The organism is Paenibacillus sp. FSL H3-0333 (assembly GCF_038002805.1).
In the GTDB taxonomy this organism is placed as follows: Bacteria; Bacillota; Bacilli; order Paenibacillales; family Paenibacillaceae; genus Paenibacillus_AQ; species Paenibacillus_AQ silagei.
The window spans coordinates 2,020,309-2,046,650 of record NZ_JBBODG010000001.1 but is presented as its reverse complement, the minus strand read 5'-3'; the positions used below and the strand labels follow the sequence as shown (position 1 = coordinate 2,046,650).

Annotated in this window: 22 protein-coding genes and 1 tRNA gene; 5 read left to right on the top strand and 18 right to left on the bottom strand. The window is 52.0% G+C overall.

Going from position 1 to position 26,342, the window contains the following annotated elements:
- Window positions 1–107: 107 nt before the first annotated feature.
- The 13 genes from MHH78_RS09160 to lonB form a co-directional block, all read right to left on the bottom strand.
- Entirely contained in the window at window positions 108–734 is a 627-nt protein-coding gene (locus MHH78_RS09160) for a sugar transferase (RefSeq protein WP_341167205.1), read from the bottom strand.
- 109 nt (window positions 735–843) lie between these two features.
- Window positions 844–1,896: a stalk domain-containing protein gene (locus tag MHH78_RS09155; RefSeq protein WP_341167204.1), complete on the bottom strand. Its 1,053-nt coding sequence runs from the start codon at window positions 1,894–1,896 to the stop codon at window positions 844–846.
- Between the two features lie 2 nt (window positions 1,897–1,898).
- Window positions 1,899–2,579, bottom strand: a complete 681-nt coding sequence (locus MHH78_RS09150) for a hypothetical protein (protein WP_341167203.1) — start codon at window positions 2,577–2,579, stop codon at window positions 1,899–1,901.
- A 23-nt stretch (window positions 2,580–2,602) separates the two neighbouring features.
- On the bottom strand, window positions 2,603–4,435 hold the full coding sequence (locus MHH78_RS09145; RefSeq protein ID WP_341167202.1) for a polysaccharide biosynthesis protein: 1,833 nt from the start codon (window positions 4,433–4,435) through the stop codon (window positions 2,603–2,605).
- Window positions 4,436–4,476: 41 nt separating this feature from the next.
- Window positions 4,477–5,163, bottom strand: coding sequence for a CpsD/CapB family tyrosine-protein kinase (locus MHH78_RS09140; RefSeq protein ID WP_209876903.1), 687 nt, complete (start codon window positions 5,161–5,163; stop codon window positions 4,477–4,479).
- A complete protein-coding gene (locus MHH78_RS09135; protein ID WP_341167201.1) occupies window positions 5,144–5,926 on the bottom strand; it encodes a YveK family protein in 783 nt (260 codons plus the stop codon). The genes MHH78_RS09140 and MHH78_RS09135 overlap by 20 nt, the downstream gene beginning before the upstream one ends.
- Window positions 5,927–6,018: 92 nt before the next feature.
- A complete protein-coding gene (locus MHH78_RS09130) occupies window positions 6,019–8,040 on the bottom strand; it encodes an S-layer homology domain-containing protein (protein ID WP_341167200.1) in 2,022 nt (673 codons plus the stop codon).
- An 86-nt stretch (window positions 8,041–8,126) separates the two neighbouring features.
- Window positions 8,127–8,909, bottom strand: a complete 783-nt coding sequence (locus MHH78_RS09125; RefSeq protein ID WP_341167199.1) for a tyrosine-protein phosphatase — start codon at window positions 8,907–8,909, stop codon at window positions 8,127–8,129.
- A gap of 101 nt (window positions 8,910–9,010) precedes the next feature.
- Entirely contained in the window at window positions 9,011–9,598 is a 588-nt protein-coding gene (locus MHH78_RS09120; RefSeq protein ID WP_341167198.1) for a non-ribosomal peptide synthetase module, read from the bottom strand.
- Between the two features lie 30 nt (window positions 9,599–9,628).
- Window positions 9,629–10,294: a ribosome biogenesis GTP-binding protein YihA/YsxC gene (gene yihA / locus MHH78_RS09115; protein ID WP_341167197.1), complete on the bottom strand. Its 666-nt coding sequence runs from the start codon at window positions 10,292–10,294 to the stop codon at window positions 9,629–9,631.
- 12 nt (window positions 10,295–10,306) lie between these two features.
- Window positions 10,307–12,712 carry an endopeptidase La gene (gene lon, locus MHH78_RS09110; protein WP_341167196.1) on the bottom strand — a complete coding sequence of 802 codons (2,406 nt, stop codon included), beginning with the start codon at window positions 12,710–12,712 and terminating at the stop codon, window positions 10,307–10,309.
- Window positions 12,713–12,962: 250 nt separating this feature from the next.
- Window positions 12,963–13,466 carry a hypothetical protein gene (locus MHH78_RS09105; RefSeq protein WP_076079377.1) on the bottom strand — a complete coding sequence of 168 codons (504 nt, stop codon included), beginning with the start codon at window positions 13,464–13,466 and terminating at the stop codon, window positions 12,963–12,965.
- Window positions 13,467–13,883: 417 nt separating this feature from the next.
- Window positions 13,884–15,593, bottom strand: a complete 1,710-nt coding sequence (gene lonB / locus MHH78_RS09100; protein WP_341167195.1) for an ATP-dependent protease LonB — start codon at window positions 15,591–15,593, stop codon at window positions 13,884–13,886.
- A gap of 188 nt (window positions 15,594–15,781) precedes the next feature.
- Here lonB and MHH78_RS09095 point away from each other — a divergent pair, with 188 nt between their 5' ends.
- The 4 genes from MHH78_RS09095 to MHH78_RS09080 are packed head-to-tail and all read left to right on the top strand — an operon-like array spanning window position 15,782 to window position 19,832.
- The gene (locus MHH78_RS09095; RefSeq protein WP_143803723.1) at window positions 15,782–17,245 is read left to right on the top strand and encodes a spore germination protein; all 1,464 of its coding nucleotides are present in this window, start codon (window positions 15,782–15,784) and stop codon (window positions 17,243–17,245) included.
- A gap of 40 nt (window positions 17,246–17,285) precedes the next feature.
- The gene (locus tag MHH78_RS09090; RefSeq protein ID WP_076079374.1) at window positions 17,286–18,494 is read left to right on the top strand and encodes a Ger(x)C family spore germination protein; all 1,209 of its coding nucleotides are present in this window, start codon (window positions 17,286–17,288) and stop codon (window positions 18,492–18,494) included.
- Complete coding sequence (locus tag MHH78_RS09085) at window positions 18,491–18,700, top strand: hypothetical protein (RefSeq protein WP_076079373.1); 210 nt, start codon at window positions 18,491–18,493, stop codon at window positions 18,698–18,700. Before MHH78_RS09090 ends, MHH78_RS09085 begins: the two co-directional genes overlap by 4 nt.
- Window positions 18,701–18,734: 34 nt before the next feature.
- Window positions 18,735–19,832, top strand: coding sequence for a GerAB/ArcD/ProY family transporter (locus tag MHH78_RS09080; protein WP_341167194.1), 1,098 nt, complete (start codon window positions 18,735–18,737; stop codon window positions 19,830–19,832).
- Window positions 19,833–19,923: 91 nt separating this feature from the next.
- Here the strand turns inward: MHH78_RS09080 and ispG are convergent, their stop codons facing one another.
- The 5 genes from ispG to MHH78_RS09055 all read right to left on the bottom strand — a co-directional run bounded on the left by ispG (window position 19,924) and on the right by MHH78_RS09055 (window position 25,710).
- Window positions 19,924–21,069, bottom strand: a complete 1,146-nt coding sequence (ispG, locus tag MHH78_RS09075; protein ID WP_341170299.1) for a flavodoxin-dependent (E)-4-hydroxy-3-methylbut-2-enyl-diphosphate synthase — start codon at window positions 21,067–21,069, stop codon at window positions 19,924–19,926.
- Between the two features lie 130 nt (window positions 21,070–21,199).
- On the bottom strand, window positions 21,200–22,456 hold the full coding sequence (gene clpX / locus MHH78_RS09070) for an ATP-dependent Clp protease ATP-binding subunit ClpX (RefSeq protein ID WP_036697574.1): 1,257 nt from the start codon (window positions 22,454–22,456) through the stop codon (window positions 21,200–21,202).
- Between the two features lie 12 nt (window positions 22,457–22,468).
- Window positions 22,469–23,059, bottom strand: a complete 591-nt coding sequence (gene clpP / locus MHH78_RS09065) for an ATP-dependent Clp endopeptidase proteolytic subunit ClpP (protein ID WP_036726029.1) — start codon at window positions 23,057–23,059, stop codon at window positions 22,469–22,471.
- Window positions 23,060–23,341: 282 nt separating this feature from the next.
- Window positions 23,342–24,685, bottom strand: a complete 1,344-nt coding sequence (gene tig / locus MHH78_RS09060; RefSeq protein ID WP_076079372.1) for a trigger factor — start codon at window positions 24,683–24,685, stop codon at window positions 23,342–23,344.
- A gap of 95 nt (window positions 24,686–24,780) precedes the next feature.
- Window positions 24,781–25,710: a hypothetical protein gene (locus MHH78_RS09055; RefSeq protein ID WP_076079371.1), complete on the bottom strand. Its 930-nt coding sequence runs from the start codon at window positions 25,708–25,710 to the stop codon at window positions 24,781–24,783.
- A 153-nt stretch (window positions 25,711–25,863) separates the two neighbouring features.
- On the opposite strand from MHH78_RS09055, the gene MHH78_RS09050 reads away from it, so the two are divergent.
- Window positions 25,864–25,937 (top strand) — tRNA-Arg (locus MHH78_RS09050).
- The last annotated feature ends 405 nt before the right edge of the window (window positions 25,938–26,342 follow it).

Genomic DNA, 26,342 nt, shown 5'->3' with positions numbered 1-26,342 from the left:
CCTTAATATACTAATAATAAAATCAAACTTTATTAATCTTTCTCGTTTGAAAATTAATAAAAAACTTCAATAAAACAACATTGAAAAAAAGTTCATTAAAAGAATTATTAATATTTCAAATTATCAACAACTTTTTCCTCTAACTCCCTTCTTCCTTCAACAATCCCGTCCCTTCTAAGAACAGTAATAATACTACCGAAAAAGCACTCTACGTCGATATTAAAGCCCAACCTTCTTACGTACTCACCATCAAATTTAGCCTTCACTTCATTCGGTAGTTCATCCCGCCCATTAACCTGCGCCCACCCGGTAAGACCAGGCTTAATCTCATTCGCTCCATACTTATCTCGCTCTGCAATCAGATCATATTGGTTCCACAGCGCAGGGCGCGGGCCTACTATGCTCATGTCACCTTTGAGAATATTTATAATCTGAGGAAGCTCATCGAGGCTTGTCTTCCTGAGGAATTTGCCTACTTTGGTGATGAAGAAGTCAGGATCTTGCAGCAGATGTGTAGGCATATCACTTGGTGTATCTGTGCGCATGGTTCTGAATTTAAGAATATAGAATTCTTTCTTGTTCCTGCCTAACCGCTTTTGCCGGAATAGAACAGGTCCTTTAGATGTGGACTTGATTACCAAGGCGATAATCAAGAAAAAAGGCCATAACAGGAGCATTCCAATTAGAGCCAATATGAAATCTAAAGTTTGTTTTACGATCATATAAGGCTTCATACGTTCACCTTGTCCTTGAGATACTATGGTTTACAGCTACGGTTGAATAGAATGCATCCTACAACTGTAAACCACGTTTGTTCTGATATTAAGGCTATTTCAACGCCTATTATTTCCCCATACCCTCAGCCGCGGCTCTTCCCTTATCTAGCTCAGCCTCGAAGGCCGCTCTATACTGCGCAATAATAGCTGTGCTATATCCATTAGTGTTTAGTTTTTGTTCAGCGTCAGCAATTATACTGTTAAATGAGGCTTTGAAAGAAGCTAGTTGCTCTAGCCCTTTGGCCTTGATACTTTGCTTGGTTGCTGCATCTGTAGCACCCACATATTCAAAGGCAATTGCTAACAATGTAGATGTACTCTGTGCCTGTAGCGCGCTCAGCTTCGCTTCGGTGTCACTGGTAATACTCTCATAAGAGACCTTACCGGACCCTGTTCCTGCCGATCCTGAACCGCCTGCTGCTCCACCTGGTTCAGCCGCTGGGGTTGCTGTTGGTGCCGGAGTCGGGCTTGCAGATGGGCTAGGACCCTTGTCGGTTGGTTTCGCAGAAGCCGTATTTTCTTCGTAGTTCTTGGAATTTGCAGTAATGGTCTTTGTTTTTGGATTCCAGCTAATGGAATTTCCTACAGATTCCGATAAGAATCTTAGGGGGACATAGATCGAGCCGTTCAGCAGATAACTGGACTGGCCTTGGGGCAATGCCTTCGTACTCCCGCTAAATACATAACTTGCCTTAACGTTGTTCAGCGTAATATTCTTGGCTGCAAAAGAAGGACTGGAAGTCGCATTCATCAAGTATTCCTTAATGACTACCATCTCTGAACCGCTTGGCTCAGCTACGGTTACCTTCAGGTTCTTGGCATCCCAGCTTACGCTCTTCTGCAGGGCATAGGACATGAAGCGCAAAGGGACATAGGTCGTGTTATTGTACATGAACACATGTTGTCCGGCTGGCGGCTGTAGGGCTACACCATCGAATAGCATGGTTACATCCACATTCTGTACTTTGATAGAATTGGACGCCTTGAGAGGCGCTGCTGTTGCAGTTGCTACAGGAGTAGCTGCCGCTACGGTGGTAACCGGGGCCGATGCTGTCAGGGGCTCACAGCCCATTAAGGCTACGCTCAGAAGTGCTGCTGCTGAAATCTTGATCTTGAACATGCCTATTCACTTCCTTTTTCTTGGGCTTTAAGCTTTTCTTCTTCAGCCAGGATCTGATCCCGGGTCTTGCCTTGGCTAACGCCGTACTTCTTGGCAATCTGAGCTAATTCGTTATACTGCTCTTCCGTGACCTTGCCGAGGATAATACTGCGGGCTTCCCGCTTCTCTTCATTGGTTAGTCCGCCTTGGGCTAACTCTTGCAATCTCTTAATATCTGATACACTGAGCTGCTTGGCTACGATGCCTGCCACATTCGCTTTATCTGTGATCGTTACGTTCTCTTGAACTTCCTTGGCCTTATCCGTTGAAATATGGGCTAGTCCATCCACACCCGCAGGTGTTGGAGCCGGAGTGCTTGCAGGCTTATCTGTATTGGCAGGCTTGTCCTTACCACTAGCAGTCTGATCTCCGGTCCCGCTGGTTGCAGGCGTACTATCTGGTGTAGAGCTTGAAGCCGGATCAGCGGAAGCTGCTGGCTCCGCAGACGGATCACTATCTGCTACCACAGGCTCAATCACTTGTCCTTGAGGGACACTGGGCGTATTACCAGCTTCCACATCGAAGCCGCCTGCCATGGAGTTCATCAGCTTGTCGACAGCATAATTGGCCGCGAATAGCCCGCCAACCCCTAACACCACGATGACCGACAGCGTCCAGATCAATACTTTTTTCCATCTTTTCACTTCAGGTACCTCCACATCTCTAATTAGCTAATGGCTGCCTGGATGACTGGCTGCATCGGTACGATCTGGTTAATCACTTCGCGGATGGCTTCTGCATCTTCGGTGATAACCCGTTCCAATCGTTTGAATTCAAGCTCCATTTGACTCCGGGTGAAGACATTAGGTCTGCCGATGAAAATCCGGTCATGCTGAGTGGAACCCAGGTTCTCCTCATCGGTCAGCAGTTCTTCATATAGCTTCTCGCCTTCACGGATGCCTGAGAAGGTGATGTCGATGTCCTTGTAAGGCTCGTAACCGGACAGTGTTATGAGGTCCTCCGCAAGCGTCAGGATCTTAACCGGTTCACCCATATCCAGAACAAAGACTTCTCCGCCATTCGCGAAGGAACCGGACTGGATCACCAGTTGAACCGCCTCGGGAATAGTCATGAAGTACCGGACCATCTCGGGATGCGTTACGGTGACAGGCCCACCTGCTGCAATCTGCTGCTTGAAGGCGGGAATGACGCTGCCCCGGCTGCCTAGTACGTTACCGAATCGTACCGCAGAGAACTTGGTAGGACTTGTTACATTAAGACTCTGTACATACATCTCGGCAATCCGCTTCGTAGCCCCCATGACGCTGGTCGGGTTCACGGCCTTGTCGGAAGAGATCATCACGAAGCGCTCTGCACCATACATGTCCGCACAGTCGGCTACATTGCGAGTCCCGAAGACATTATTCTTGATGGCTTCGGAAGGGTTGCGCTCCATCAGAGGAACGTGCTTATGTGCTGCTGCATGAAAGACCACCTGCGGCTTGTAGCTCTGGAATACATCCATTAACCGGGTGCGGTCCTGAATATCAGCAATTACGGTCACGATCTCCAGGTAAGGGAAGCTCTTGCGCAGCTCCATCTCAATCGTATAGATACTGTTCTCGCCGTGTCCTAGAATCAACAGCTTGTCCGGTGCAAAAGGAGCGATCTGGCGGCATAGCTCTGATCCGATCGAACCGCCTGCGCCCGTAACCAGTACGGTCTTGTTATGAACATAGCCCAGAATACTGTTCATGTCTGCAACAATCGGCTCACGGCCCAGAAGATCCTCTACGCTGACATCGCGGAGCTTCTTGACAGAGATCTTGCCGGCGATCAGGTCATTCAGTGCCGGAATAATCTTCAGCTTCGCGCCTGTAGCCTTGGCCAGATTAATAATCTCGGATATTTGGGTTCTGGAGACCGATGGCATCGCGATAATAATCTCGTGAATCTCCTTCTCCTTCACAATCCGCGGAATATCATAACGGTTACCCAGTACAGGTACACCCAGAATGGACAGGTGATATTTATCTGCGCTGTCATCAATGAATCCAACCAGCCGGGTGCCCGCGAAGGAAGGTCCCGTCAGTTCTTTGGCAATCAGGATTCCGCAATCTCCGGCCCCGACAATAAGCGTATGAAGCTCCGTATTCTTATTATTGCTCCGGTCACTGCGGAAGACTCTCCAGAAGAAACGCACGCCCCCCACCAGCAGCAGAACCGTCTCCATCGACCGGACTTCTATGCTGAATGGCACGCGCTCGGGCAGGATGATATAAGCAGCAGCATATGATAATACTGATCCTACTACAATAGCTTTGAGGACCGAGATAATCTCGTTAATGCTGGCATATTGCCACATTCTGCGGTAGAGTCCGAAATAGACCAGGCTTCCCCCGATGGCCACCGTGGAGATTACGCCGAACACGATCATCTGTACCACATATTCCGGCGGAATCTCATTATAGAACCGGAACAGGTAGGACGTCACGATGCTGAACCATATGATCGCAACATCGATCATGAATAATACCAACACTCTGGTTTTCGCTGTCATTTTCAGTGCCTCCAAAAATAACATTTTATCTATTAAACAATTCAATTGCCGTAGTAGTAATAGTAGTAGCCTTCGCTGGCCTTGCGCTTCACATTGTTGAGGACCACGCCCAGCATCTTGGCCCCGACCCGGTCCAGATTGGCCTTCGCCTTAGCTGCAATATCGCGCTTCACCTTACCGTAGCTGACCACCATGATTACGCCATCACTCTTGGAGGCAACAATCTGTGCATCTGTAACGGCCAATAGCGGCGGAGTATCAATCAGAATCACATCATATAACTGACGCAGCTCCTGCAGCACTGCACTCATCCGGTTGGAGGCCATCATCTCCGCAGGATTCGGAGGAATCGGGCCGGATGTCATCAGATACAGGTTGTTCACACCGGATTCCTGAATCACATCGGACAGATTCGCTTGCTGCGAGAGCAAGGAGGACAACCCATACCGGTTACTCAGTGTAAAAGTCTTATGCGCTGTAGGCTTACGCAAGTCACCGTCGATCAGCAGCACCTTCTTATCCGCTTGCGCGTACGCAGCGGCCAGGTTAGCAGTAACGGTTGATTTCCCTTCCTCCGGTCCGGAAGAAGTGACCATAATAATCTGGATCTGTTCATCTACAGAGGAGAAATCTATATTCGTGCGCAGTGCCCGAAAGGCTTCGGATACCGGCGAACGCGGGTTGGTCACGGTGATCAGATGACGTTGTTTATTTGGCTGCTGTGACATGCTCAAGTTCCCCCGCCTTTCTGCTCTGTGTCTGAACCTGCTGCCCGGTGGTTTTGGTCTCTTCCTGCCCCAGCCGGGTAATCATAGCTATAGTCGGAAGTCCCAGGTATTTCTTAATGTCGTCTTCTGTCTTCAGCGTATCATCGAGATACTCCAGCAGGAAGGCGATCCCCAGACCAATCATCAGGGATACGATAAAAGCAATGGCGAGGTTCATGACCACATTCGGCTCTACCGGTCCGGGTGCAACTGGCGGATTAAGCTTGGCTTCGTTGAGGATGGACACATTCTGTACGTTGAACAAGGACGGAATCTCCTGCTTAAATACAAGTGATATGGCATTCACGATCTCTGCGGCTCTCTCGTATGAATTATCTCGAACGACAAGTGTCATCACCTGCGTATTATTTACAGAACTCACGTTAACCTTCTTCAGCATTTCCTCTGCCGTAATCCCGAACTGCGGGTAGTTCTTAGCCACAACATCGAGGATCGCCGGAGTCTTGATAATTTCCTTGTACGTATTGATCAGCTGAATGTTGGTATTGATCTGATTCAGATCCAGCTGTGCTGCCGTAGCTTGGGTAGGCGTCTGATTAACAATGATCTTCGTTGAAGCTTCATAGACCGGATTCTTGATATATAAGCTGTAGATCCCGGCAAGAACACAAGCCACGATAACAATGCTGATAATCATCCACAGTCTCTTCCTGACAATCTGGAAATAATCGCGCAAATCCAATTCTTGTGCTGACAAGTGCATTTCCCTCCAAGCTGTAAATTCTTATACCCTATATCCTAAAAAAGTGCCTCCTCTCTAAACGACGAGAGGAGGCTCTCCACAATACTATTTACTTACTTGAAGTTGATCGTACGGTAGATAATCACTGCAGCTTCAGCACGTGTAGCTGTGTTGTTGGGATTAAACTTGCCGGCGTTACCGATAACCAGGTTATTGCTGGCAGCGAAGGCTACTCCGTCTTTCAGGGAAGCAGCGATCTTGCCTGCATCGGAGAACTGGCTCAGGGAGCTGACACTAGTTGCAGCATCTGGCTTCTGCGACTTCACGGCACGGGCAATCATCGTTGCCATCTCAGCACGGGTAATCGTTGCATTAGGATCGAACTGGGCTGCACTGCGTCCAGTAATGATTCCCTTCTCAGCAGCAACAGCTACGTAAGGAGCATACCAGGCAGTGGAGCTTACATCGCCGAAGCTCTGCTTCGCGGAGTTGTTCTCCAGGTTCAGTGCGCGGATCAGCATCTTGGCGAATTCTGCACGGGTTACATTGTTCTTCGGAGCAAAGTTGCCGTTGCCTACGCCTTCAATAGCGCCCTTGGCTGCTACGACTGAAATCTGTCTTCCAGCCCAGGCTTGTACACTGGCAATATCCTTGAAGCTGACTTTGTTCTCCAGTACAGCATAGGAAGAGAAGACAGGACGCGGTTCAATGATATGTTCGCCGTCTACAACACCACCCTGGTATTGCAGTTCTTCGTAGACTACCTTCGCAACGGACAGCAGTTCACGGTCAAGGCCTTCTGTATTCTTAAGCGGCAGCTTGATGATGATTGGCTCCTTGAAAGTGGTTGTAACCACACCGCCCACAGTCAGTTCGAAGTCATATACGCTGGATGCCAGCTTCATGCTGGACAAGGAAGTTACGGTTGTATCTGCTACAGTGGAAGTGGTCAGTGCAATAGCTTCACTGAACTGTCCTACCGGAATCGTTACGGTCAAGCCGTTGAAGGTAATGGCGATGTTGGCAATGCCTTTCGCCTTGGCTGCTTCGATAATTGCTTTGGACAATGGCACTTCTACCGTTGCCGCATTTACTGTACCCAGGTCCAGGGTAAGGGTAAGACCTGTCTTACCAGCATTGGCAGCAACCAGTGCATCAAAGGCTTTCAGTACGTCAGCATCTACAAGCTTCAGGGTTGCTTTATCGCCTACAACCGTTACCAGCTTAGATACATCGTACAGACCTGGTGTAGCTGTAGGGTTCGTAACCGGAGCAGTTACTGTGCCGCCACCGCCGCCGTTTCCGCCATTGTTGCCGCCAGGGGTTCCAGGCTCAGTAGTTCCGCCATCGTTAAGGTAAGCTCTCACATAAGCTAACGCAAGAGCCTTCACTGCTGGCTTAGCTGTTGGGATGGTATCCTTCAGGTTCTTCAGACTGAGCTTAATATCTCCAGGAGTAATGTTAAGGTTGTACACTACCTGGCTTACGGTCAAGCCACCTTCAACTGTGTGGTGATTCAGAACCTTGGTAATGGCTTCATCTAGCAATGTATTCAGAGCATCATCAGTGCTGGAAGCATTAGCGATCAGGTTCAACAAATCAGTTGTGGACTTACTGCTGATCATTGCGCCAAGTTCAGCTTCAATGCTGAACAGGAATTTAGTGAAATCGTCAGCTGTAAGATTCTTTACGCCAGCCTTGTCCGCAATCTTCTTCAACAGGGCCACGTTATCCACATTGTAACGGATATCCTTAATTGCAGTGTAATCCTTGTCATACACATCGTAGACTACACTGGATACACTTGTGAAAGCCTTATGGGCAGTTGCAAGATCATCAGCTTCTAAGGCAAGCTTGGAAAGTACTGGTTGGAAAATCTGTTCGAAAACTTCAGCGCTGATATTGCCTGCTTCCTGTTCATAAGCAAGAAGTGCCTGTCTCTCAGTCTCTGTAAGCTGAGCATAAATCTTCTCAACCTTCGCCTTCACCTCTGCATTAGTTGCCGCTGCTGCGGAAGCTGTACTCACTCCAAAATGTTCAGCCAGCCCCTTGCTGCTGAACGGGAATCCGGCAACGGATGCCGCTGCCATGCTTACTGCTAGTGTAGATACTGCTAATTTTTTCTTCAAAGTCACTTGTCATCCACCTCTTGGTATGTATTTGTATTAATAATAGTGCAAGAATCCAGTAATACCCATTCTACCATTAATGACACAGAAGGTCACCCTTTACGAGAAAAAAATCCGAACAATCTATGAAGTTTGCTGTTAGATTGAATAGAATTAACTCGAATAATCTCTTTATTTGCAAGGATATCGCGCGCATTTTGCTGAAAAAAGTCGACTGAATCTTCTCCTAATTCCCGCTGCACCACTCCATAAGCTTCGCTTAATCCAAAGGGACGATGCACAGAATCATGCGCATCTGATGCAATAATATGCACGGCATGCTGGCGGCATAATTCGAGCGACAGCTTCTGCAGCTTACTCCCGAAGACGCCGGCCATACTCTGTGCGGTAACCTGTCCCATAGCACCAAGCTCTATTAAACGCAGCAGCTTGGACGGATCGGCAGCAACCTCCGCATTACGCTCCGGGTGGGCGATAACCGGCACCATGCCCTGGATGACCAGCTCATGGCAGGTCTCTTCCATCGTGCGGGGCACCCGCGAAGAGGGCATCTCCAGCAAAATATACCGGGAACCGGCAAGCGTCAGCAGTTGTCCGCGCTCCAGATCATCGAGCAGCTCTCCGTAGATCCGGATCTCCTGCCCCGGCAGCACGACCAGCGGATTGCCTGCCTCCTTCAGCTTCGCATTCAGCACCCGCACCGCCGCTTCAATCTCCGGGGCCGGATTCATATAGACTCCGTTCGCATGGTGGGGGGTAGCCACTACAGTTGTAATACCATCGTTATGGGCGTCAAGCGCCATGGCGAGAGCGGCGTCGTAATCAGCGGCTCCGTCATCCATGAAGGGTAGAATGTGGCTATGGATATCTATCATATGTTGTTTATCGGTCCTTTCGTAGAGGATATGTATAGTTTTCGCAAAAAAATACAACCATTTCACTAGGAAATGATTGCCAAATTTTAAAACAATATCATTTATGCTTCCAGTCGGAATAGCCGGCCGGCCGCCTCTGCAAGTCTCTCATCGACTTCCTTAATTACTGCCTCTTGCTGACTACGGTTGCGCATATCGAGCAGTCTATCAATCTCTTGCCGGAGCTGCTCAATCTCACATTCTACGTCCTGACGCTTGTAGACAGCCAGCATCTCTGCCACTGAATATTTATGCTGATAGATCAGCTTGGTGCCGCCCGGCCTCACTTCCGAGATCCGGCGCACCGAGCCGCCTTCATAGTAGTACATCATTGTAAGATCCTTATAAATCCGGTTTACGGTCCCCGAGCCCTTATACATGAAGAATAGTTTGCGGACTGCATTAATCAGATGAGGATTCACCACCCTGCAGGACAAGGAACCCATATAGATGCCGCCTTTGCGTTCAAAAGACAGATGGACCTCCTCGCCTCCGGCCTCCTCCAGCACAATCTCCTGTTCGCCCGCGCCTAGTACCTTCACACGGTGACTGATATAGCTGGTATCCGCGGTCAGCAGAAACTGGTTCAGCTGAAATTCGGTCATTTGCATCGTTGCATTCACATATTCCATTGCCAGACGCTGAGCCATAAACATCCCTCAATTCTTAATGACAAACCCTTAAGTCTCGGAAGGCGCTTCGTGCTGCGGTTCATCCCCGGAATCCTGATCATCCGGTTCTGCCGGAAGCCCTTCTTCGGTGGGTAGAGTATGTCTATCTATAAGTTCCCATAATTCGTCTTTGCCAAGTCCAATCTCTGATGAATACGCAATGAAGCTGTCTCCCGGCAGCACACCGAGCTCCTGCTTCATTACCTTGATATGCTTCGGCCAGCGGGTCTTCGGAATTTTGTCCGCTTTGGTAGCCACTACGCAGAGCGGCAGATCGTAGTGCTTCAGCCAGTCAAACATCATCTTGTCATTGGCTGTCGGCGGATGGCGCAGATCCACGACAAGCAGGACCATCTTCAGCGTCTCGCGCTCCGCCATGTACTTCTCGACCATTTTGCCCCAGGAGGCGCGCTGTGTCTTCGAGACCTTGGCATAGCCATAGCCCGGGAAGTCAACGAAATACATGCTCTCATTCACAAGATAATAGTTCATATGCTGCGTCTTGCCCGGCGTAGAACTGGTGCGGGCCAGATTCTTGCGGTTAATCATGCGGTTGATCAGAGAGGACTTCCCTACATTGGAGCGCCCTGCCAGAGCAATCTCCGGCAAGGCATCCACAGGGTATTGGTCAGGGCCTACGGCACTGATAATAAATTCGGCGTTGTTAACTTTCATAAGACTTCCTTTCTAATGCACACTACTGGGCGCTTCAATGCTTATTTCTGTATCTGTATCTGTATCTGAGTCTGAGCCGGTGTTAACGTCTTCTGCATGATCTACGAGCGCGTGCTTCAGCACCTGGTCCATATGGGATACCGGCACGAACTCGACATCATTACGGACACTCTCAGGAATATCCTTGAGGTCGCGTTCATTGTCCTTCGGCATAAGAATCTTCTTGTAGCCTGCACGGTGGGCGGCCAGGGACTTCTCCTTCAGGCCTCCGATCGGCAATACGCGGCCGCGCAGCGTGATCTCGCCGGTCATGGCCACATGCTTGGAGACATAACGCTTGGTGAGCGCGGAGATCAGCGCCGTGGCGATTGTAATCCCTGCGGACGGGCCGTCCTTGGGAATCGCACCTTCGGGAATATGGATGTGAATATCGTTCTTCTCGTGAAAATCAGGGGCAAGCCCCAGCTCCTCCGCCTTCGAGCGGGTATAGCTGAAGGCGGCCTGCGCCGACTCCTTCATTACATCGCCAAGCTGTCCGGTCAGCGTCAGCTTCCCGGTGCCCTGAACCACTGTGACTTCAATCAGCAGCGTATCGCCGCCAACCTCTGTCCAGGCCAGCCCGGTAACGGTACCGATCTGATCCTCCAGCTCAGCCATTCCATAACGGAACTTGGAGGCTCCCAAATAATCCTTGATCTCCTCCGGAAGAATGCTGACGCGCTCCTTCTCTTCCGAGACGATCTGCTTCGCCGCCTTGCGGCAGAGGGCAGCAATTTGCTGCTCCAGATTCCGCACCCCGGATTCGCGGGTGTACTCGCGGACAATCTTCAGCAGCGTATCGTCTCCGATGGACAGCTGCTCTTCCGCAAGGCCATGGCTCTTGCGCTGCTTCGGCAGCAGATAACGGCTGGCAATCTGCAGCTTCTCCAGCTCCGTATAGCCGGGAATGAACAGCATCTCCATCCGGTCCAGCAGCGGACGCGGAATGTTATGCACGGCATTCGCCGTAGTGACGAACATGACGTTCGACAGGTCGAACGGCAGCTCTACGAAGTGATCGCTGAACGTATTGTTCTGTTCCGGGTCCAGCACCTCCAGCAGGGCCGCCGACGGATCGCCGCGGAAATCCGCTGCCATCTTGTCGATCTCATCCAGCAGGAAGACCGGGTTGATGCTGCCTGCCGTCTTCATCCCCTGGATGATCCGGCCCGGCATTGCGCCGACATACGTGCGGCGGTGACCCCGGATCTCGGCTTCATCCCGCACGCCGCCCAGCGAGATGCGGACGAACTTGCGGTTCAGGGAGCGGGCGATGGAGCGGGCGAGCGAGGTTTTGCCGACGCCCGGAGGACCTACCAGACACAGAATCGGCCCCTTCAGACCCTTGACCAGCTTCTGCACGGCCAGGTATTCCAGTACCCGTTCCTTCGGCTTCTCCAGACCGTAGTGGTCTGCGTCCAGCACCTCTTCCGCCTTGCGGATATCCAGATCATCTTCCGTGGCTTCACTCCAGGGGAGACCGAGCAGCCAATCCACATAGTTGCGGATGACGCTGCCTTCGGCCGAGCTTGCCGGCATTTTCTCCAGACGGTCGATCTCCTTCAGGATCTTCTCCTGCACCCGTTCCGGCAGATTCTTCTCTTCCATCTGGGTGCGCAGCTCATCGGCTTCACCGGCCCGGCCTTCCTTCTCGCCAAGCTCCTTCTGGATCGCTTTCATCTGCTCGCGCAGGTAATATTCCTTCTGTGTCTTCTCCATCTGCTTCTTCACACGCTGGCTGATCTTGCGTTCCAGCTCCAGCACTTCGCGCTCATTATTGAGAATATCGAGCAGCTTCTCCAGACGTTTGCTGACGTCAATGGTCTCCAGGATCTCCTGTTTGTCCTTGATCTTCAGCGCCAGATGACTGGTGATGACATCCGCCAGCCGCCCAGGCTCCTCGATATCGGAGACCGCAGCAAGTGTCTCTGGAGTTACTTTTTTGGATAAAGTGATGTAGTGTTCAAACTGGCTCAGTACGCTGCGCATCAGGGCATCGCTCTCCTGGTCCACATCCTCCTGCTCCGGCAGCTCACGCGCCATCACCTCGTAGTACTCCTCGTTGTCCGTATAATGAATGATCTCAGCCCGCTCTACGCCTTCCACCAGCACACGGATCGTACCATTGGGAAGCTTCAGCATCTGCCGCACATTCGCCACCGTACCCACGCGGAATATATCCTCTTGCCCCGGCTCCTCAATATTAACTTCCGATTGGGAGCAGAGGAGAATAAGATTATCTTCAACCATAGCTTTCTCTAGTGCCCGGACGGACTTCTCACGGCCTACATCCAGATGCAGAACCATACTGGGATATACAAGAAGACCTCTAAGCGGTAATAAAGGAAAACGACGACCTTTGGATTTATTTTGTATCATCGCTTTCGCACCTCCCATGGTTCATAAGTAGTGTCATATGCATTCATTCTAACAAAAGCCGCATGAAAACACCAACAACCCGTGTCCGCAATTGGCGTTATTGGCATAGTCGCCCTTTAGTATTCGCTGAACTTCAGAGGACTATCCCGTTTGCCGGATTCAGAGGAAGCCCGTCTGCATACAAAGAAAGAACGTCCTGCGGACGTCCTTCAGAATTATGGTCTTGCAGAGCAGGCTGTCCGGTTATACCCTATACCTGGAACCCTTCAGATTTGCGGTCCTGTCTGGCATGAAGAAGCTTCATACCAAATCGGGCTATCGGCTGCGCCACTAGCAGTTCAATCCAGAAGGCTACACCGAAGTTCCTCGGCCAGATGTGAAGGAAGTTCTTAATGGGCTCCAGGCTTATCCGTCTCATGCCGACCCAGGGCCCGATCACAGACAGCAGTATGGATAATACGGTGACATTCAGTACAATATTCAATAGAACCCTGGCATTAAATCCATCGGTGCGTCCTATGAATCTCGGCATTACGATGCCAACCAGAGGTCCGGCAACCAGCTTCACCAGCAGAACGACGATTATCCACATGAAGGGAATGACCTTCAGGGTATCCAGATATACTTCCTTGCTGAACCCGAGTTCCAGTCCCACAATCACAGGCGCAATGGTGTTGACCGATAGGATCGAAATAATGAGTAAAAATAAAATACCTTCCTTGGCGTTTCTAGGCAGTCTTGTCTCTCCGTGCATGTACGTCATCTCCATTGACACAGTATTTCAGAGGGTAGACGTATCCTGAGACATATATTTTTAGCCGGTCAAGCAGACTAATATCTCCACACACTGATCTAATAATTATATCATATCAGCAAGATCAACAAGCAAGTGGAAAAAGGTGTCTTAATTCTCCCGTTTCTGAGGGATAGACTGAAGTAATTGGAAAAACAGCATCTAATATTGTTGGTTATAGCAACTGTGGGGGAAACGGGTGGATTTAAGTGCTGTTTTTCCAACTCCTATTGTAGCAGGGCTCTATCGTTCATCAGCAAGTGGAGAATATCCAACTACTATTTCAGGATCGTGTGGAGCCTATAAATTCTCGGCAAAAAGAAGCCCCGGCAGAGATTCCGGAGGCTTCCCTTCATGTAAACAATGTTCAGCCGTCCACTATCCCGGCAGACTCTCCCCCGAAGCATCCGCCTTCAGCAGCGAAGGCGACGAGGAGAACGTCTCGCCGGATACGGCGGGCATTCTGATGTCCGCCGTATCGGTGCCGAACAGGTGGCGGAAGACTTCCTCCACCGTGTCCACGGGGATCACCCGCAGCGCGCCGAGATCGGCGAACAGCGACTGCCAGTTCTCCTTCGGAATCAGCACAGTCGTTGCTCCCGCCTGGAAGGCAGCCTCCACCTTGGCGACCACACCGCCCACCGGCTTCACCCGGCCATGGATGCCGACCTCCCCGGTGATCGCCACCGTGTTGTCCACCGGCAGCTGCCGGATGGCGGAGACAATGGCCACCGCCATGGCCACCCCGGCGGACGGGCCGTCAATCGGCGTCCCGCCGGGGAAGTTAATGTGCAGGTCATACTTATCCGGCTCCAGCTTCATGGAGCGCAGGACGGTCAGCACATTCTCAATCGAGCCCCGGGCCATGCTCTTGCGCCGCACAGTCCGCGAGCCTCCGCGTGTCTCCTCTTCATCGACTACCCCGGTGATATTCAGCCTGCCCGGCCCGTTAAGGGCTGGCGCGGCTGAGACCTCAATCTCCAGCAGTGTGCCCATGCCGGGCCCGTAGACGGCAAGGCCGTTGACCAGTCCGACCTGTGGGGCGGATGGTATCTTACGCTCCGTCCGCAGCGGCAGCTGGCTGCTGCTGGCGACCCATTCCACTTCCGCAGCGCTCAGCGTATCCCGGCCTTCGGTCAAGGCAAGGCCCGCAGCCAGCTGAATCATATTCACCGCCTCGCGGCCGTTCGTAGCATACTGCTGCACGACCTCGACCGCTTCGGGGCTTGGCTTCAGCCCGATCTTCTGGACGGCATCCCGTCCGATCACGGCAATCTCCTCCGGCAGCAGCGGACGGAAATAAATCTCCATGCAGCGCGAACGCAGCGCAGGCGAGATCTCGTCCGGCGACCTTGTAGTGGCTCCAACCAGCCGGAAATCGGCAGGCAGGCCATTCTGAAAGATATCATGGATATACGCAGGCGTATTGTTATCCTCAGAGTTGTAATAGGCGCTCTCCAGCAGCACCTTGCGGTCCTCCAGCACCTTCAGCAGCTTATTCATCTGAATCGGATGCAGCTCGCCGATCTCATCGAGGAACAGAATGCCGCCATGCGCCTTGGTTACCGCTCCCGGCTTAGGCTGCGGAACACCAGCCACCCCCATGGCCCCCGCACCCTGATAGATCGGATCATGCACAGAGCCGATCAGCGGATCGGCAATTCCGCGCTCGTCAAAGCGCGCCGTAGTGGCGTCGATCTCGGTGAATTTGGCATCGCGTTTGAATGGCGATAACGCATTCTTCTTCGCTTCTTCCATAACTACCCGCGCCGCTGCCGTCTTGCCCACACCCGGCGGGCCATAGATAATGACATGCTGCGGATTGGCACTGCATAACGCGGCCTTCAAGGCGCGCAGCCCGTCCTTCTGTCCGACGATATCGTCGATGGAGGCCGGACGCGTCTTTTCCGAGAGCGGCTTGGTCAGTGAGATCATCCGCATTTTGCGCAGCTTGTCCAGCTCCTTGCGTGATTCCCGGTCCACCGCTGTCTTATTGGTCTTCTGTCCCCGCAGCAGATTCCAAAAATAAACGCCGATGACCAGCGCGAAAAAGAGCTGCACGACCATCAGCAATATACTTAGTTCCATAGGTCACCCTCCTGTATCCTTCCGTCTATCTATCCTGTATTCAACTACTACTAGGTAGTATAGCCGTTTCACTCATTAGTAAACGCCTGCGCCAAAAAAACAGAGCCAGCGCCGCCCTCGTTGTCCCTCAATTGCATACGATTCCCACAATCGGAAAGACTATACGGAACAACAGGAGGCGAATGCACATGACACCACTTGAACAGGCAGAATCGCCGCAGGAGGAGCTGCCGGAATCTCTGTCCTCCGTGATTGAGGGAATGCAAGCCCGCATGGGCAAAAGCGCAGATATCATCTACCGATTCATCTCGCTCGGCCCCTTGTCCGCTGTAATCATATTTATTGAAGGACTGTCGGAGCCGCGGGAGTTGATCCAGGCCATCCACGAGGATGCCAATCTGTTCCATGAGATGGACGACTTCCATCCGCAGACCTGTCTTAAGCTGCTGCAGGAACGGACACTTACCCTCGGCAAGGTGGGGGAGATCTGCAACTATACAGAAGCTGAGAATGAAATTCTGTCCGGCAACACCATTCTCTTCATTGAAGGGAGCAGGGTGGCGCTGTCTGCCGGTACAGAAGCGCTGAAGCAGCGTGCGGTAGAAGATGCCGTATCCCAATCCGTGGTGCGGGGGCCGCGCGAGGGCTTCACGGAATCCCTGCGGGAGAACACCGCTCTGATCCGCCGGAGAATCCATAACCCGAAGCTGCGCATTGAAGAGCGAAGGCTCGGTGAACAGACACAGACCAATATAGCTGTGATGTATATAGAAGACAATGCCGACCCCGTCGTCTTGCAGGAGCTGCGCAGCCGGCTGGATAAGGCCAGACTGGACAGCGTGCTGGAGAGCAATTATATCGAGGAGGTCATTCAGGATAAGCATTATAGCCCTTTCCCTACCGTTTATAATACAGAGCGTCCCGATGTTACGGCTTCGGCACTGTTGGAAGGGCGTATCGCCATTCTCACCGAAGGCACTCCGTTCGTACTCGTAGTTCCTGCGCTGCTGGTCCAGTTCTTCCAGTCCAGCGAGGATTATTATCAGCGGAGTGATTTTGCCAGTCTGGTGCGGCTGCTCCGGTACTTCTGCTTCGCCGTTGCGCTGCTGACTCCTTCCTTCTATATCGCAATCACTACTTTTCATCAGGAGATGATTCCGACCACTCTGCTGATCAGTCTGATCGGACAGCGCGAGGGCATTCCCTTTCCGGCCTTCCTTGAAGCATTCATCATGGAGATTACGTTCGAGGTTCTCCGCGAAGCGGGTATCCGGCTGCCCAAGTCGATCGGCCAGTCCGTCTCTATCGTCGGAACGCTGGTTATTGGCCAGGCTGCTGTCGATGCCGGACTCGTCTCAGCCGCTATGGTCATCGTGGTGTCTATCACAGCCATTGCTAATTTCGCGCTGCCGGCCTTCAATGTTGGAATCTCTGTACGGATGCTGCGTTTTGTGCTGATGGCGATTGCCGCTTCCTTCGGCCTGTACGGGATGATTATCGCAATGATTATGCTGGGTCTGCATCTGTGCAGCCTGGACTCGGTGGGCGTTCCTTACATGACCTCCTTGGCCCCTATGCGCTGGCAGAGCCAGAAGGATACCTTCATCCGTGTCTCGCGGCGCGGGATGAAGAAGTATTTCGGACGCAATTAGGGGAAATATGCGAATCCATACTGGAAAGGAATGCTGCCTGATGCGTGGAAGACGCATAGTTACGCTTCTCTTGCTCCTGAGTCTCCTGCCGCTAACTGGATGCTGGAGCCGCAAGGAACTGAATGATCTCGCTCTGGTCATGGCGCTCGGGATTGATCTGGACCCGGAAGGCTATGCGATTACTGTTCAGGTTATGAATCCCAGCGAAGCCGGCAACCAGAAGGGTGCCTCCTCCGGAAGCCTACCTGTCGCTACCTACAAGTCGGTAGGCAAGACCGTCCCCGATGCCCTGCAGCGGATGCTCAGCTTAACCCCCCGTATGTTATACCTGTCTCATATCCGCGTGCTTGTGTTCGGGGAAGCGCTGGCCCGCAGCGGGGTCAGCGATGCGCTGGATTACATCTCACGCGATAATCAGCTTCGTACCGACTTTTATCTGCTCGTAGCTAAGAATGCCAAAGCTTCAAAGATTCTGGAGGTGATCACGCCCTTCGAGCATATTCCGGCGAACTCCCTGTACTCTTCGATTCTGGTCTCCCATAAGAAATGGGCAGCCACCGGGAAGGTTACGCTACAGCAATTCATTACCGAGCTTGAACGCGGCGGCTCTAATCCGATCATGTCAGGGGTACAGTTACAAGGAGAGGTACAGGACGCAGAGACGACCGAGAATGTACGGAGCATCAGCCCGAAGGCGCTGATCGAGCACGCCGGGATTGCTGTATTCAAAAAAGACAAGCTGGTCGGATGGCTGGGAGAACCGCTTAGCAAGACTGTCAATTATACGCTGAACAACGTGGATTCCACGGCTGGAAATGTTCCTGCCCCGGATGGCGGCACTGCGGGATTCATTGTTACCCGTGCAGACACCTCAATAAAGATCAGACTGAATGAACAGGACAAACCGGCATTCACTGTGCGGCTGAACATAGAAGGAAATCTGACGACCGTGGAGGGCACGCTGGATCTGAACAAGCCCTCCAGCATCGAGGGTATTGAGAAGAATCTGGAGAAGCGCTACAATGAGCGGTTGTCCGGTGATATCCGAGTGATCCAGCAGCGGTACAATTCGGATATCTTCGGCTTCGGAGAAGCGCTGCACCGGCACTACCCCCATCTGTGGAAGGAGTACCGCCAGCATTGGGAGGACAGCTTCAAGACGGTTAAGGTCCATGTTCAGTCCAATGTGGTGATCCGGCGCATAGGCTCGGTCATCCAGCCGCTCCGAAGGGAGCTTGAGGAGAAATGAACTGGAGTCTGCTGCTGCTGTGCTTCCTGCTGTTTGTCTTATTCCTGCAAACCCCGGCCATCCTCAAGCTCCGCTCGGTCCGGGACGCCACCATTTACTATGGGATCTGGACTCTGAGCGTCATGGCCGTTCTAGCAGAGCAGGCCAAGCTGCCCCAGTTCAGACCGCTCGACTGGGTCCGCAGCATCATGGAGCTGCTGCTCTGAATACTTTTGTGCGTACAGGAGGTGAGAATTAGAGGTGAAGAGCTATACCGGTATTGCCCCAAGGCAGTTCTACATCATGACATTCGGTTTAACCATCGGCACCTCCATTCTGGTCATCCCGAGCGGACTTGCGCATACCGCCAGAGAAGATGCCTGGATCGCCTCGCTCGCAAGCCTTATGATCAACCTCATCATGGTGGTGCTGTATCTGTTCATTGCCCGGCTTCACCCTGGCAGACATCTCTTTGAGATTCATGAAGCTGCCTTCGGCAAGTGGCCCGGTAAAATAATCTCCCTGCTGTATCTGTTCTATTTCTTCATTCTCACCGGCACTTTGCTGGGCGACCTCGGATTCTTCATTTCCAGTGAGATCATGCCGGAGACCCCGATTGAGGCCATCCAGATCGCGTTCCTGTTCGCTGCGGTGATGAGTGCCAGTATGGGAGTGATCATCCTCGCCAGATTGGGGGAGCTGCTTTTTCCGTGGGTAGTGTTTCTATTCCTGATCCTTGTGCTGACCCTGATCCCCCAGATCGAGTGGAATCATATCAAGCCTGTTCTGGAGGGTGGCATCCGTCCTGTCTTCCAGGCCGGGGGTCAGGCGGCTATGTTTCAGGAGCTTATCGTAATGATGACATTCCTGCCTCTGGTCCATAAGCGGTCAAGCGGGGAGAAGGCCTTCCTCTGGGGTACGATTACAGGCGGTGCCGCGCTGCTCCTGATCGTGCTGCTCAGCATCCTTATCCTGGGCATTGAACAGACGGAGAACAGTACCTTTCCTGCCTTCGCTTTGGCCAAAACCATCAATATCGGGAACATCCTGCAGCGCGTTGAGGGCATACTGATCACCATCTGGGTATTAACCTTTTTCATCAAAATCTCACTGCTCTACCTCTCCATTCTGAAAGGAATTCAGACCGTCTTCCGGGTCAAGTCTCCTGGACATCTAATTTATCCGCTGGCGGTATTGTTCCTCATCATCGCCTGGAGCACCTATATCAATACTGTCTATGTCAACAACATTATCGGCACGGTATGGGGGAAATTCGCCTTCCTGTTCCTGGTGCTGATCCCTTCCCTGGTCTATGTAACAACCCTGCTTAAGAAGGTCTTCTTCCGAAAAAACGTATGAAAAAACGCCCGGCCGCAGACGCCCTGATGATATCAGGGCCGCTGTGGCCGGGCGCTACATGTATATAACCTAGTGACTAGAATGAGTTCAGTTAATTGCTGCTCTCCGGGTTACCGGCAACTACCGCCGGAGCCAGTCCGGCATGACTACGGCCGGGAATCTCGCCAGTCGCCTCAAAGTGCTCCACAATAATGTCAATCTCCTTCTTCAGCTCGGAGACCAGCTCCGCCTCAGGCACCTTGCGGATCATCTTGCCGTAACGGAACAACAGCCCTTCTCCGCGCGCACCGGCGATGCCGATGTCTGCTTCTCTGGCTTCCCCCGGACCATTCACCGCACAGCCGAGGACGGATACCTTAATCGGCACCTTCAGCTTGGAGATGTACTCCTCCACTTCGTTCGCAATCGAGAAGAGGTCAATATCCAGGCGTCCGCAGGTCGGGCAGGAGATCAGAGTTGCCGCATTCGAGATCAGACCGAAGGTCTTCAGCAGCTCACGCGCTACCTTCACTTCCTCCACCGGATCAGCACTCAGGGAGATCCGCACTGTACTGCCGATGCCCATGGAGAGCAGCGCGCCGATCCCGGCCGAGCTCTTCACTGTTCCGGCGAACAGAGTACCGGACTCGGTAATCCCCAGATGCAGCGGATAAGGAATGACCTCCGCTGCCTTGCGGTAGGCTTCGATGGCCATCGGCACATCGGATGCCTTCAGCGATACGATAATATCGTGGAAGTCCAGCTCCTCCAGAATGCCGATATGGTACAAGGCACTCTCAACCATCGCCTCCGGAGTAGGATAACCGTATTTCTCCAGCAGGTGATTCTCCAGTGAACCGGCGTTAACCCCGATACGGATCGGTATCCCCTTCTCCTTACAGGCCTTAACGACAGCTTCCACCTTATCACGGCGTCCGATATTGCCGGGATTGATACGCACCTTGTCGATGCCGTTCTCAATCGCCAGCAGGGCCAGTTTGTAATTGAAATGAATATCCGCTACGAGCGGGATATGAATCTGCTTCTTGATTTCCTTAATCGCTGCTGCCGCTTCTTCATTGTTGACCGTTACACGCACGAGCTGACAGCCGGCTTCCTCCAGCCGCAGAATCTCGGCCACGGTTGCCTCCACATCAGCGGTCTTGGTCGTACACATGCTTTGGATGGCAACCTCGTTGTTACCCCCGATAATCACTCCGCCAACATTGACGGAACGGGTCTGGTGTCTCAGGAACATGATTTTCTCCCCCATAACGATCAAAGCTCCACCCTCCCCGCCCCCGCAGGTCATGCGGGGTGTGCGGGAGAAAGTGGAGACCCTGAGCTGTATTGTTAAGCCGTGTCAGGCCCGGTTATTTAAGCCTGGCTTACGCGCTTTCTTCTTTTTTCTTATCCTTCTTGAGACTAAGCTCCGGCAGGGACTTCTCCTTAACAACCTGCTCGGTAATGACACAATCCTTAATGTCATCCCGTGAAGGCACCTCGTACATCACATCAAGCATAATGCTCTCAATGATGGCACGCAGTCCACGGGCACCGGTGTTGCGCTTGATCGCTTCCTTCGCAATCGCTTCAAGAGCAAGCGGTTCGAACTTCAGAGCTACATTATCCATCTCCAGCAGCTTCACATACTGCTTCACGAGCGCATTCTTAGGCTCGGAGAGAATACGTACCAGGGTGCTCTCATCAAGCGGCTCCAAGGTCGAGATCACCGGCAGACGGCCGACGAACTCTGGGATAAGACCGAACTTCAGCAGATCCTCAGGTAATACCATGGACAGGTATTCACCGGCCTTGAGGTCCTTCTGTCCTTCAACCGCAGCGTTGAAGCCGATGACTTTTTTGCCGATACGGCGCTTGATCATCTGCTCCAGGCCGTCGAAGGCACCGCCTACGATGAACAGAATGTTCGTAGTATCAATCTGGATGAATTCCTGATGAGGATGCTTGCGTCCGCCTTGCGGTGGAACTGAAGCGACTGTACCTTCCAGAATCTTCAGCAGCGCCTGCTGAACGCCTTCACCGGATACGTCACGGGTAATGGACGGGTTCTCGGATTTACGCGCTACCTTGTCAATTTCGTCTATATAGATAATGCCGCGTTCGGCTTTCTCCACATCATAATCAGCCGCTTGAATCAGCTTCAGGAGAATGTTCTCAACATCTTCACCCACATAACCGGCTTCCGTAAGGGAAGTGGCATCTGCAATGGCAAAAGGCACGTTGATGATCTTCGCCATCGTCTGCGCCAGCAGGGTCTTACCGGAGCCTGTAGGTCCGAGCAGCAGAATGTTGCTCTTCGTCAGCTCCACATCTTCAATCTTGCTCTGGCTGTTCACACGCTTGTAGTGATTGTATACAGCGACGGAGAGCGATTTCTTCGCTTGCTCCTGGCCGATAACGTATTGATCCAGAATATCACGGATTTCCTTCGGTTTCGGAATATCCTTCATATCCAGCTCTTCCTCGTGGCCCAGCTCCTCTTCCACAATCTCCGTGCACAGCTCGATGCATTCGTCACATATATAAACGCCAGGTCCCGCTACGAGCTTACGAACCTGCTCTTGTGATTTGCCGCAAAAGGAACATTTCAATTGTCCTTTTTCATCGTTAAATTTAAACATCTTACCACCCCTTTAAGATATGATCGGTGAAGAGAGTACCTGGTCAATGAGCCCGTATTCCTTCGCTTCTTCCGCGCTCATGAAGTTATCGCGGTCTGTATCCCGTTCGATTTTGTCAAGGGGCTGACCTGTGCGCTCTACATAAATCTGATTCAGCTTCGCCTTGGTCTTGAGAATCCAGTCGGTATGAATCCAGATGTCGGACGCCTGCCCCTGAACGCCGCCAAGCGGCTGATGAATCATAACCTCGCTGTTGGTCAGCGCATATCTCTTGCCGGGCGCTCCGGCTGTCAGGAGCAATGATCCCATACTGGCTGCCATCCCTACGCAAATCGTTGAAACATCCGGTTTGATATATTGCATCGTATCATATATACCCATGCCGGCTGTGACAGAACCACCGGGCGAGTTGAGGTACAAGTGAATGTCTTTTTCGGGGTCATCTGCTGCCAGGAACAGCAACTGCGCAATAACCAGATTGGCGACATCATCGTCAATCGCACTGCTCAGGAAGATGATGCGATCCTTGAGCAATCTGGAATAGATATCGTATGAGCGTTCTCCCCGGCTTGTCGTTTCCACAACCATTGGTACCAGACTCATGCCACCAACCTCTTTTCTCTATACAGATTAGTCTTTCCGTTTCAGAAATATTTTAACACGTTCAAAGCGGGATGTCATTTATTCACTGGGTCCCTAAACCGCATTGTTCATGTGCATGCCATTATAACGCAATTCCACGGACAATGCCAATTGAAGGGTTCATGATATGTACTACTAAACGCCCGGCCCCCGATAAAAATAAGGCACGTAACAAAAACTTACGTGCCTTATCAAATCTCTATGGAGGCTAATGGATAGCCGTTCTAGGTAAAGGATTGAAGCTTACTCAGCCTTTGCTTCTTCTGCTGCCGCTTCTTCTGCAGGTGCTGCCGGAGCTTCAACTTCCACGCTGTTGCTAACGAGGAATTCGATGGTCTTGCGCAGGGAGATCTCATCGTTCAGGCTGCTCAGGGAACCGTTGGCTGCCAGAATGCTGCGGATTTCTTCAGGAGTACGCTTGTAAGCTTCAGCCATAGTAGCCAGCTCTTGCGTAACTTCTTCTTCCGACACTTCGATCTTCTCTTCCTTAGCAATAACTTCCAGAACAAGGTTGTTACGAACGCGCTTCTCAGCATCGCCCTTCATTTGTCCCTGCAGGTCTTCACGAGTCTGGCCCGAGAAGCTGAGGAACATATCCATGTTCATGCCCTGCTGGCGGAGACGGGTATCGAAGTCACGAACCATGTTCTCCACTTCGCTGGCGATCATGGCCTCAGGAATTTCCACTTCAGCATTTGCTGCTGCTGCGTCAACTACCGCGGATTCACGAACGCTCTTCAGCTCTTCCTGCTTGCGGGATTCGAGCTGTGCCTTCAGGTCTGCTTTGTATTCTTTGAGAGTGTCGAATTCACTAACATCCTTGGCGAATTCATCATCCAGCTCAGGAAGCTGTTTGCGCTTGATTTCGTGCAGCTTCACTTTGAATACAGCAGCTTTGCCTGCGAGTTCAGCAGCGTGGTAAGTCTCAGGGAAGGTTACTTCAACATCCTTGAAGTCTCCAGTGGACATGCCCACTACCTGCTCTTCGAATCCTGGAATGAAGGAATTGCTGCCCAGCTCCAGGGAATGACGCTCAGCCTGTCCGCCTTCGAATGGAACGCCATCAACCGAACCGTCAAAATCAATTACTGTGATGTCGCCGTTCGCTGCTGCTCCTTCTTCGATGACAACAAGCTCAGCGTGACGCTCTTGCAGACGCTTCAGTTCAGCATTCAGCTCTTCGTCAGTGACTTCCGCCTTCTGTACTGGTACTTCCAGACCTTTGTACTCGCCCAGCTTCACTTCTGGCTTAACTGTGATCTTCGCTTTGAAGATGAACGGCTGGCCCTTGGCGAATTGCTCGATGTCCACTTCAGGACGGTCTACAGGGAAGATGTCAGTCTGTTCAACGGCTTCGCCGTAAGCTTCAGGAAGAAGAATGTCGATAGCATCCTGATACAGGCTTTCAACACCGAAACGGGATTCAAAAATCGGCCGCGGTACTTTACCTTTACGGAATCCAGGTACGTTTGCTTTCTTTACCACTTTATTAAAGGCTTTGTCGAGTGCTGCAGCTACGCGGTCTGCTTCTACTTCGACTTCAAGAACTCCGAGGTTCTTCTCTATCTTTTCCCAAGTTGCTTTCATAATATACTTTTCCCTCCAAAAATAGGTTACATGTTTACTTAAATAGTCCAACATTTCACGCACAGAATAACCACTATATTATATACAACATTACTTTATTTATCAAGTAGAGAACTCTTCACGAATCCCCTGAGCGAACGGTAGGCCCCCTCAAATTGGAAGCGCATGCTATCGGTGATGCCGTACATCCCCCGTGTTTCCTCTTCTTTGCGGTTCCCGTTCAGGCTCTCCGACACCATCTGGTGCAGGGCCCCCGCCCAAATATCCAGCTGCGAATACTCCCCGTCCAGCAGCTTGCGGTAATCCGCTGTCCCGTAGATGGACATGACGAACTGCCCCCACAGCTCCTGGGCAAAATAATACAGCGTCGGCTCATGCACCTCCGCCTGCTCCGCCACCCGTTCCAGCACCTGGCTGATCTGCGGCGGGAACTCGTCGTTCTGCAGCGGTACGGTCTCGATCTCCACCTCAGCGGCCTCATGGCCCCGGCTCAGCCTGATTGCCCCCTGAGCCCCTCTGCGCCGCAGCGTCTGCAGCGTGCGGAACTGCAGCAGCGGATGCACCTCAGCCTGCTGCAGCCAGCCGGTCAGCGCTTCATCCACCCCGCTCCCCTCCAGGTAGGAGAGCTGCTCCAGCGCCAGCACTGTCGCTTCAGACAGCGGTTCGTTCATCACCCGCTTCAGCAGCTTATCCGGGTACTCCGCATCCTCCTCCAGCTTGGATCTGGCCAGAATCCGGGCCATGTCCTCTTCCCCCAGATCCATCTCCTCCGCATCCGGGGCATCGTCCCCGTCACCGCCCTGCGCCGCGTAGGGGAAGGCCGCCACCAGCCATTCCAGCAGCGACCGCCATTCCTCGTAGTGCCGCTCTTCCTGTCCCTGGCACTGCAGCAAAAAACGCAGCAGCTCCATCGCTTCCCCGTAACGTTCATTCTCCAGCATAACTGTGAGCTGAATCTGGTAGTAATCCAGGGTCTTGGGAAACAGCACGATGTTTTCTTTGGCGGGGGAATTGAATTGATTCATGAGGGCACCTCCTTTTCTCCGAACTGTAATCGCTTCTGAACCTTAATCAATTGTAGATTATAGCATATCCCTGCCCGGTTTCAAAAAAACAAGTTGAAAAAGTTAACTATGTATGATAACATAATTTTTGCTTGCTTTTAAGTCAGTGTCCATGTCCCGGTAGCTCAGCTGGATAGAGCATGCGCCTTCTAAGCGCACGGTCAGGGGTTCGAATCCCTTCCGGGACGTCATAGAAACAGCCTTCCTTCGGGAGGGCTGTTTTGTCGTCCGGGGGATGAGAACCCTTGGCGACAGCCGGGGACGTTGGAGCATACGCTTCGATAGCACTACTTCGCAATCAGCCGAATTTTGGCTGTATCCCTTCCGGGACGTCATAGAAACAGCCTTCCTTCGGGAGGGCTGTTTTGTCGTCCGGGGGATGAGAACCCCCTTTTATTTTGAGCGGGATGTTCTTTTGTCGCTTGGGTGAACGCTGCGCGAACGGACCGTTGTTACAATCGCTGTTGTCTCCAGATTTTATTTATTTCCCTAATCGGTAAAAATCCGGAGACGAACGCTATCGCTTTTCCACAATCGTTCCGTCCTCTCCGCTGTTTGAGCGGGAAATGAACTTCACAGACCCGCCCTCATTC

Coding starts and splice junctions, on each gene's coding strand:
- MHH78_RS09160 (WP_341167205.1), bottom strand. CDS start 734: ATGAAGCCTTATATGATCGTAAAACAAACTTTAGATTTCATATTGGCT.
- MHH78_RS09155 (WP_341167204.1), bottom strand. CDS start 1,896: ATGTTCAAGATCAAGATTTCAGCAGCAGCACTTCTGAGCGTAGCCTTA.
- MHH78_RS09145 (WP_341167202.1), bottom strand. CDS start 4,435: ATGACAGCGAAAACCAGAGTGTTGGTATTATTCATGATCGATGTTGCG.
- MHH78_RS09140 (WP_209876903.1), bottom strand. CDS start 5,163: ATGTCACAGCAGCCAAATAAACAACGTCATCTGATCACCGTGACCAAC.
- MHH78_RS09135 (WP_341167201.1), bottom strand. CDS start 5,926: ATGCACTTGTCAGCACAAGAATTGGATTTGCGCGATTATTTCCAGATT.
- MHH78_RS09125 (WP_341167199.1), bottom strand. CDS start 8,909: ATGATAGATATCCATAGCCACATTCTACCCTTCATGGATGACGGAGCC.
- MHH78_RS09120 (WP_341167198.1), bottom strand. CDS start 9,598: ATGGCTCAGCGTCTGGCAATGGAATATGTGAATGCAACGATGCAAATG.
- yihA (WP_341167197.1), bottom strand. CDS start 10,294: ATGAAAGTTAACAACGCCGAATTTATTATCAGTGCCGTAGGCCCTGAC.
- lon (WP_341167196.1), bottom strand. CDS start 12,712: ATGATACAAAATAAATCCAAAGGTCGTCGTTTTCCTTTATTACCGCTT.
- MHH78_RS09105 (WP_076079377.1), bottom strand. CDS start 13,466: ATGCACGGAGAGACAAGACTGCCTAGAAACGCCAAGGAAGGTATTTTA.
- lonB (WP_341167195.1), bottom strand. CDS start 15,593: ATGGAACTAAGTATATTGCTGATGGTCGTGCAGCTCTTTTTCGCGCTG.
- MHH78_RS09095 (WP_143803723.1), top strand. CDS start 15,782: ATGACACCACTTGAACAGGCAGAATCGCCGCAGGAGGAGCTGCCGGAA.
- MHH78_RS09090 (WP_076079374.1), top strand. CDS start 17,286: ATGCGTGGAAGACGCATAGTTACGCTTCTCTTGCTCCTGAGTCTCCTG.
- MHH78_RS09085 (WP_076079373.1), top strand. CDS start 18,491: ATGAACTGGAGTCTGCTGCTGCTGTGCTTCCTGCTGTTTGTCTTATTC.
- ispG (WP_341170299.1), bottom strand. CDS start 21,069: ATGTTCCTGAGACACCAGACCCGTTCCGTCAATGTTGGCGGAGTGATT.
- clpX (WP_036697574.1), bottom strand. CDS start 22,456: ATGTTTAAATTTAACGATGAAAAAGGACAATTGAAATGTTCCTTTTGC.
- clpP (WP_036726029.1), bottom strand. CDS start 23,059: ATGAGTCTGGTACCAATGGTTGTGGAAACGACAAGCCGGGGAGAACGC.
- tig (WP_076079372.1), bottom strand. CDS start 24,685: ATGAAAGCAACTTGGGAAAAGATAGAGAAGAACCTCGGAGTTCTTGAA.
- MHH78_RS09055 (WP_076079371.1), bottom strand. CDS start 25,710: ATGAATCAATTCAATTCCCCCGCCAAAGAAAACATCGTGCTGTTTCCC.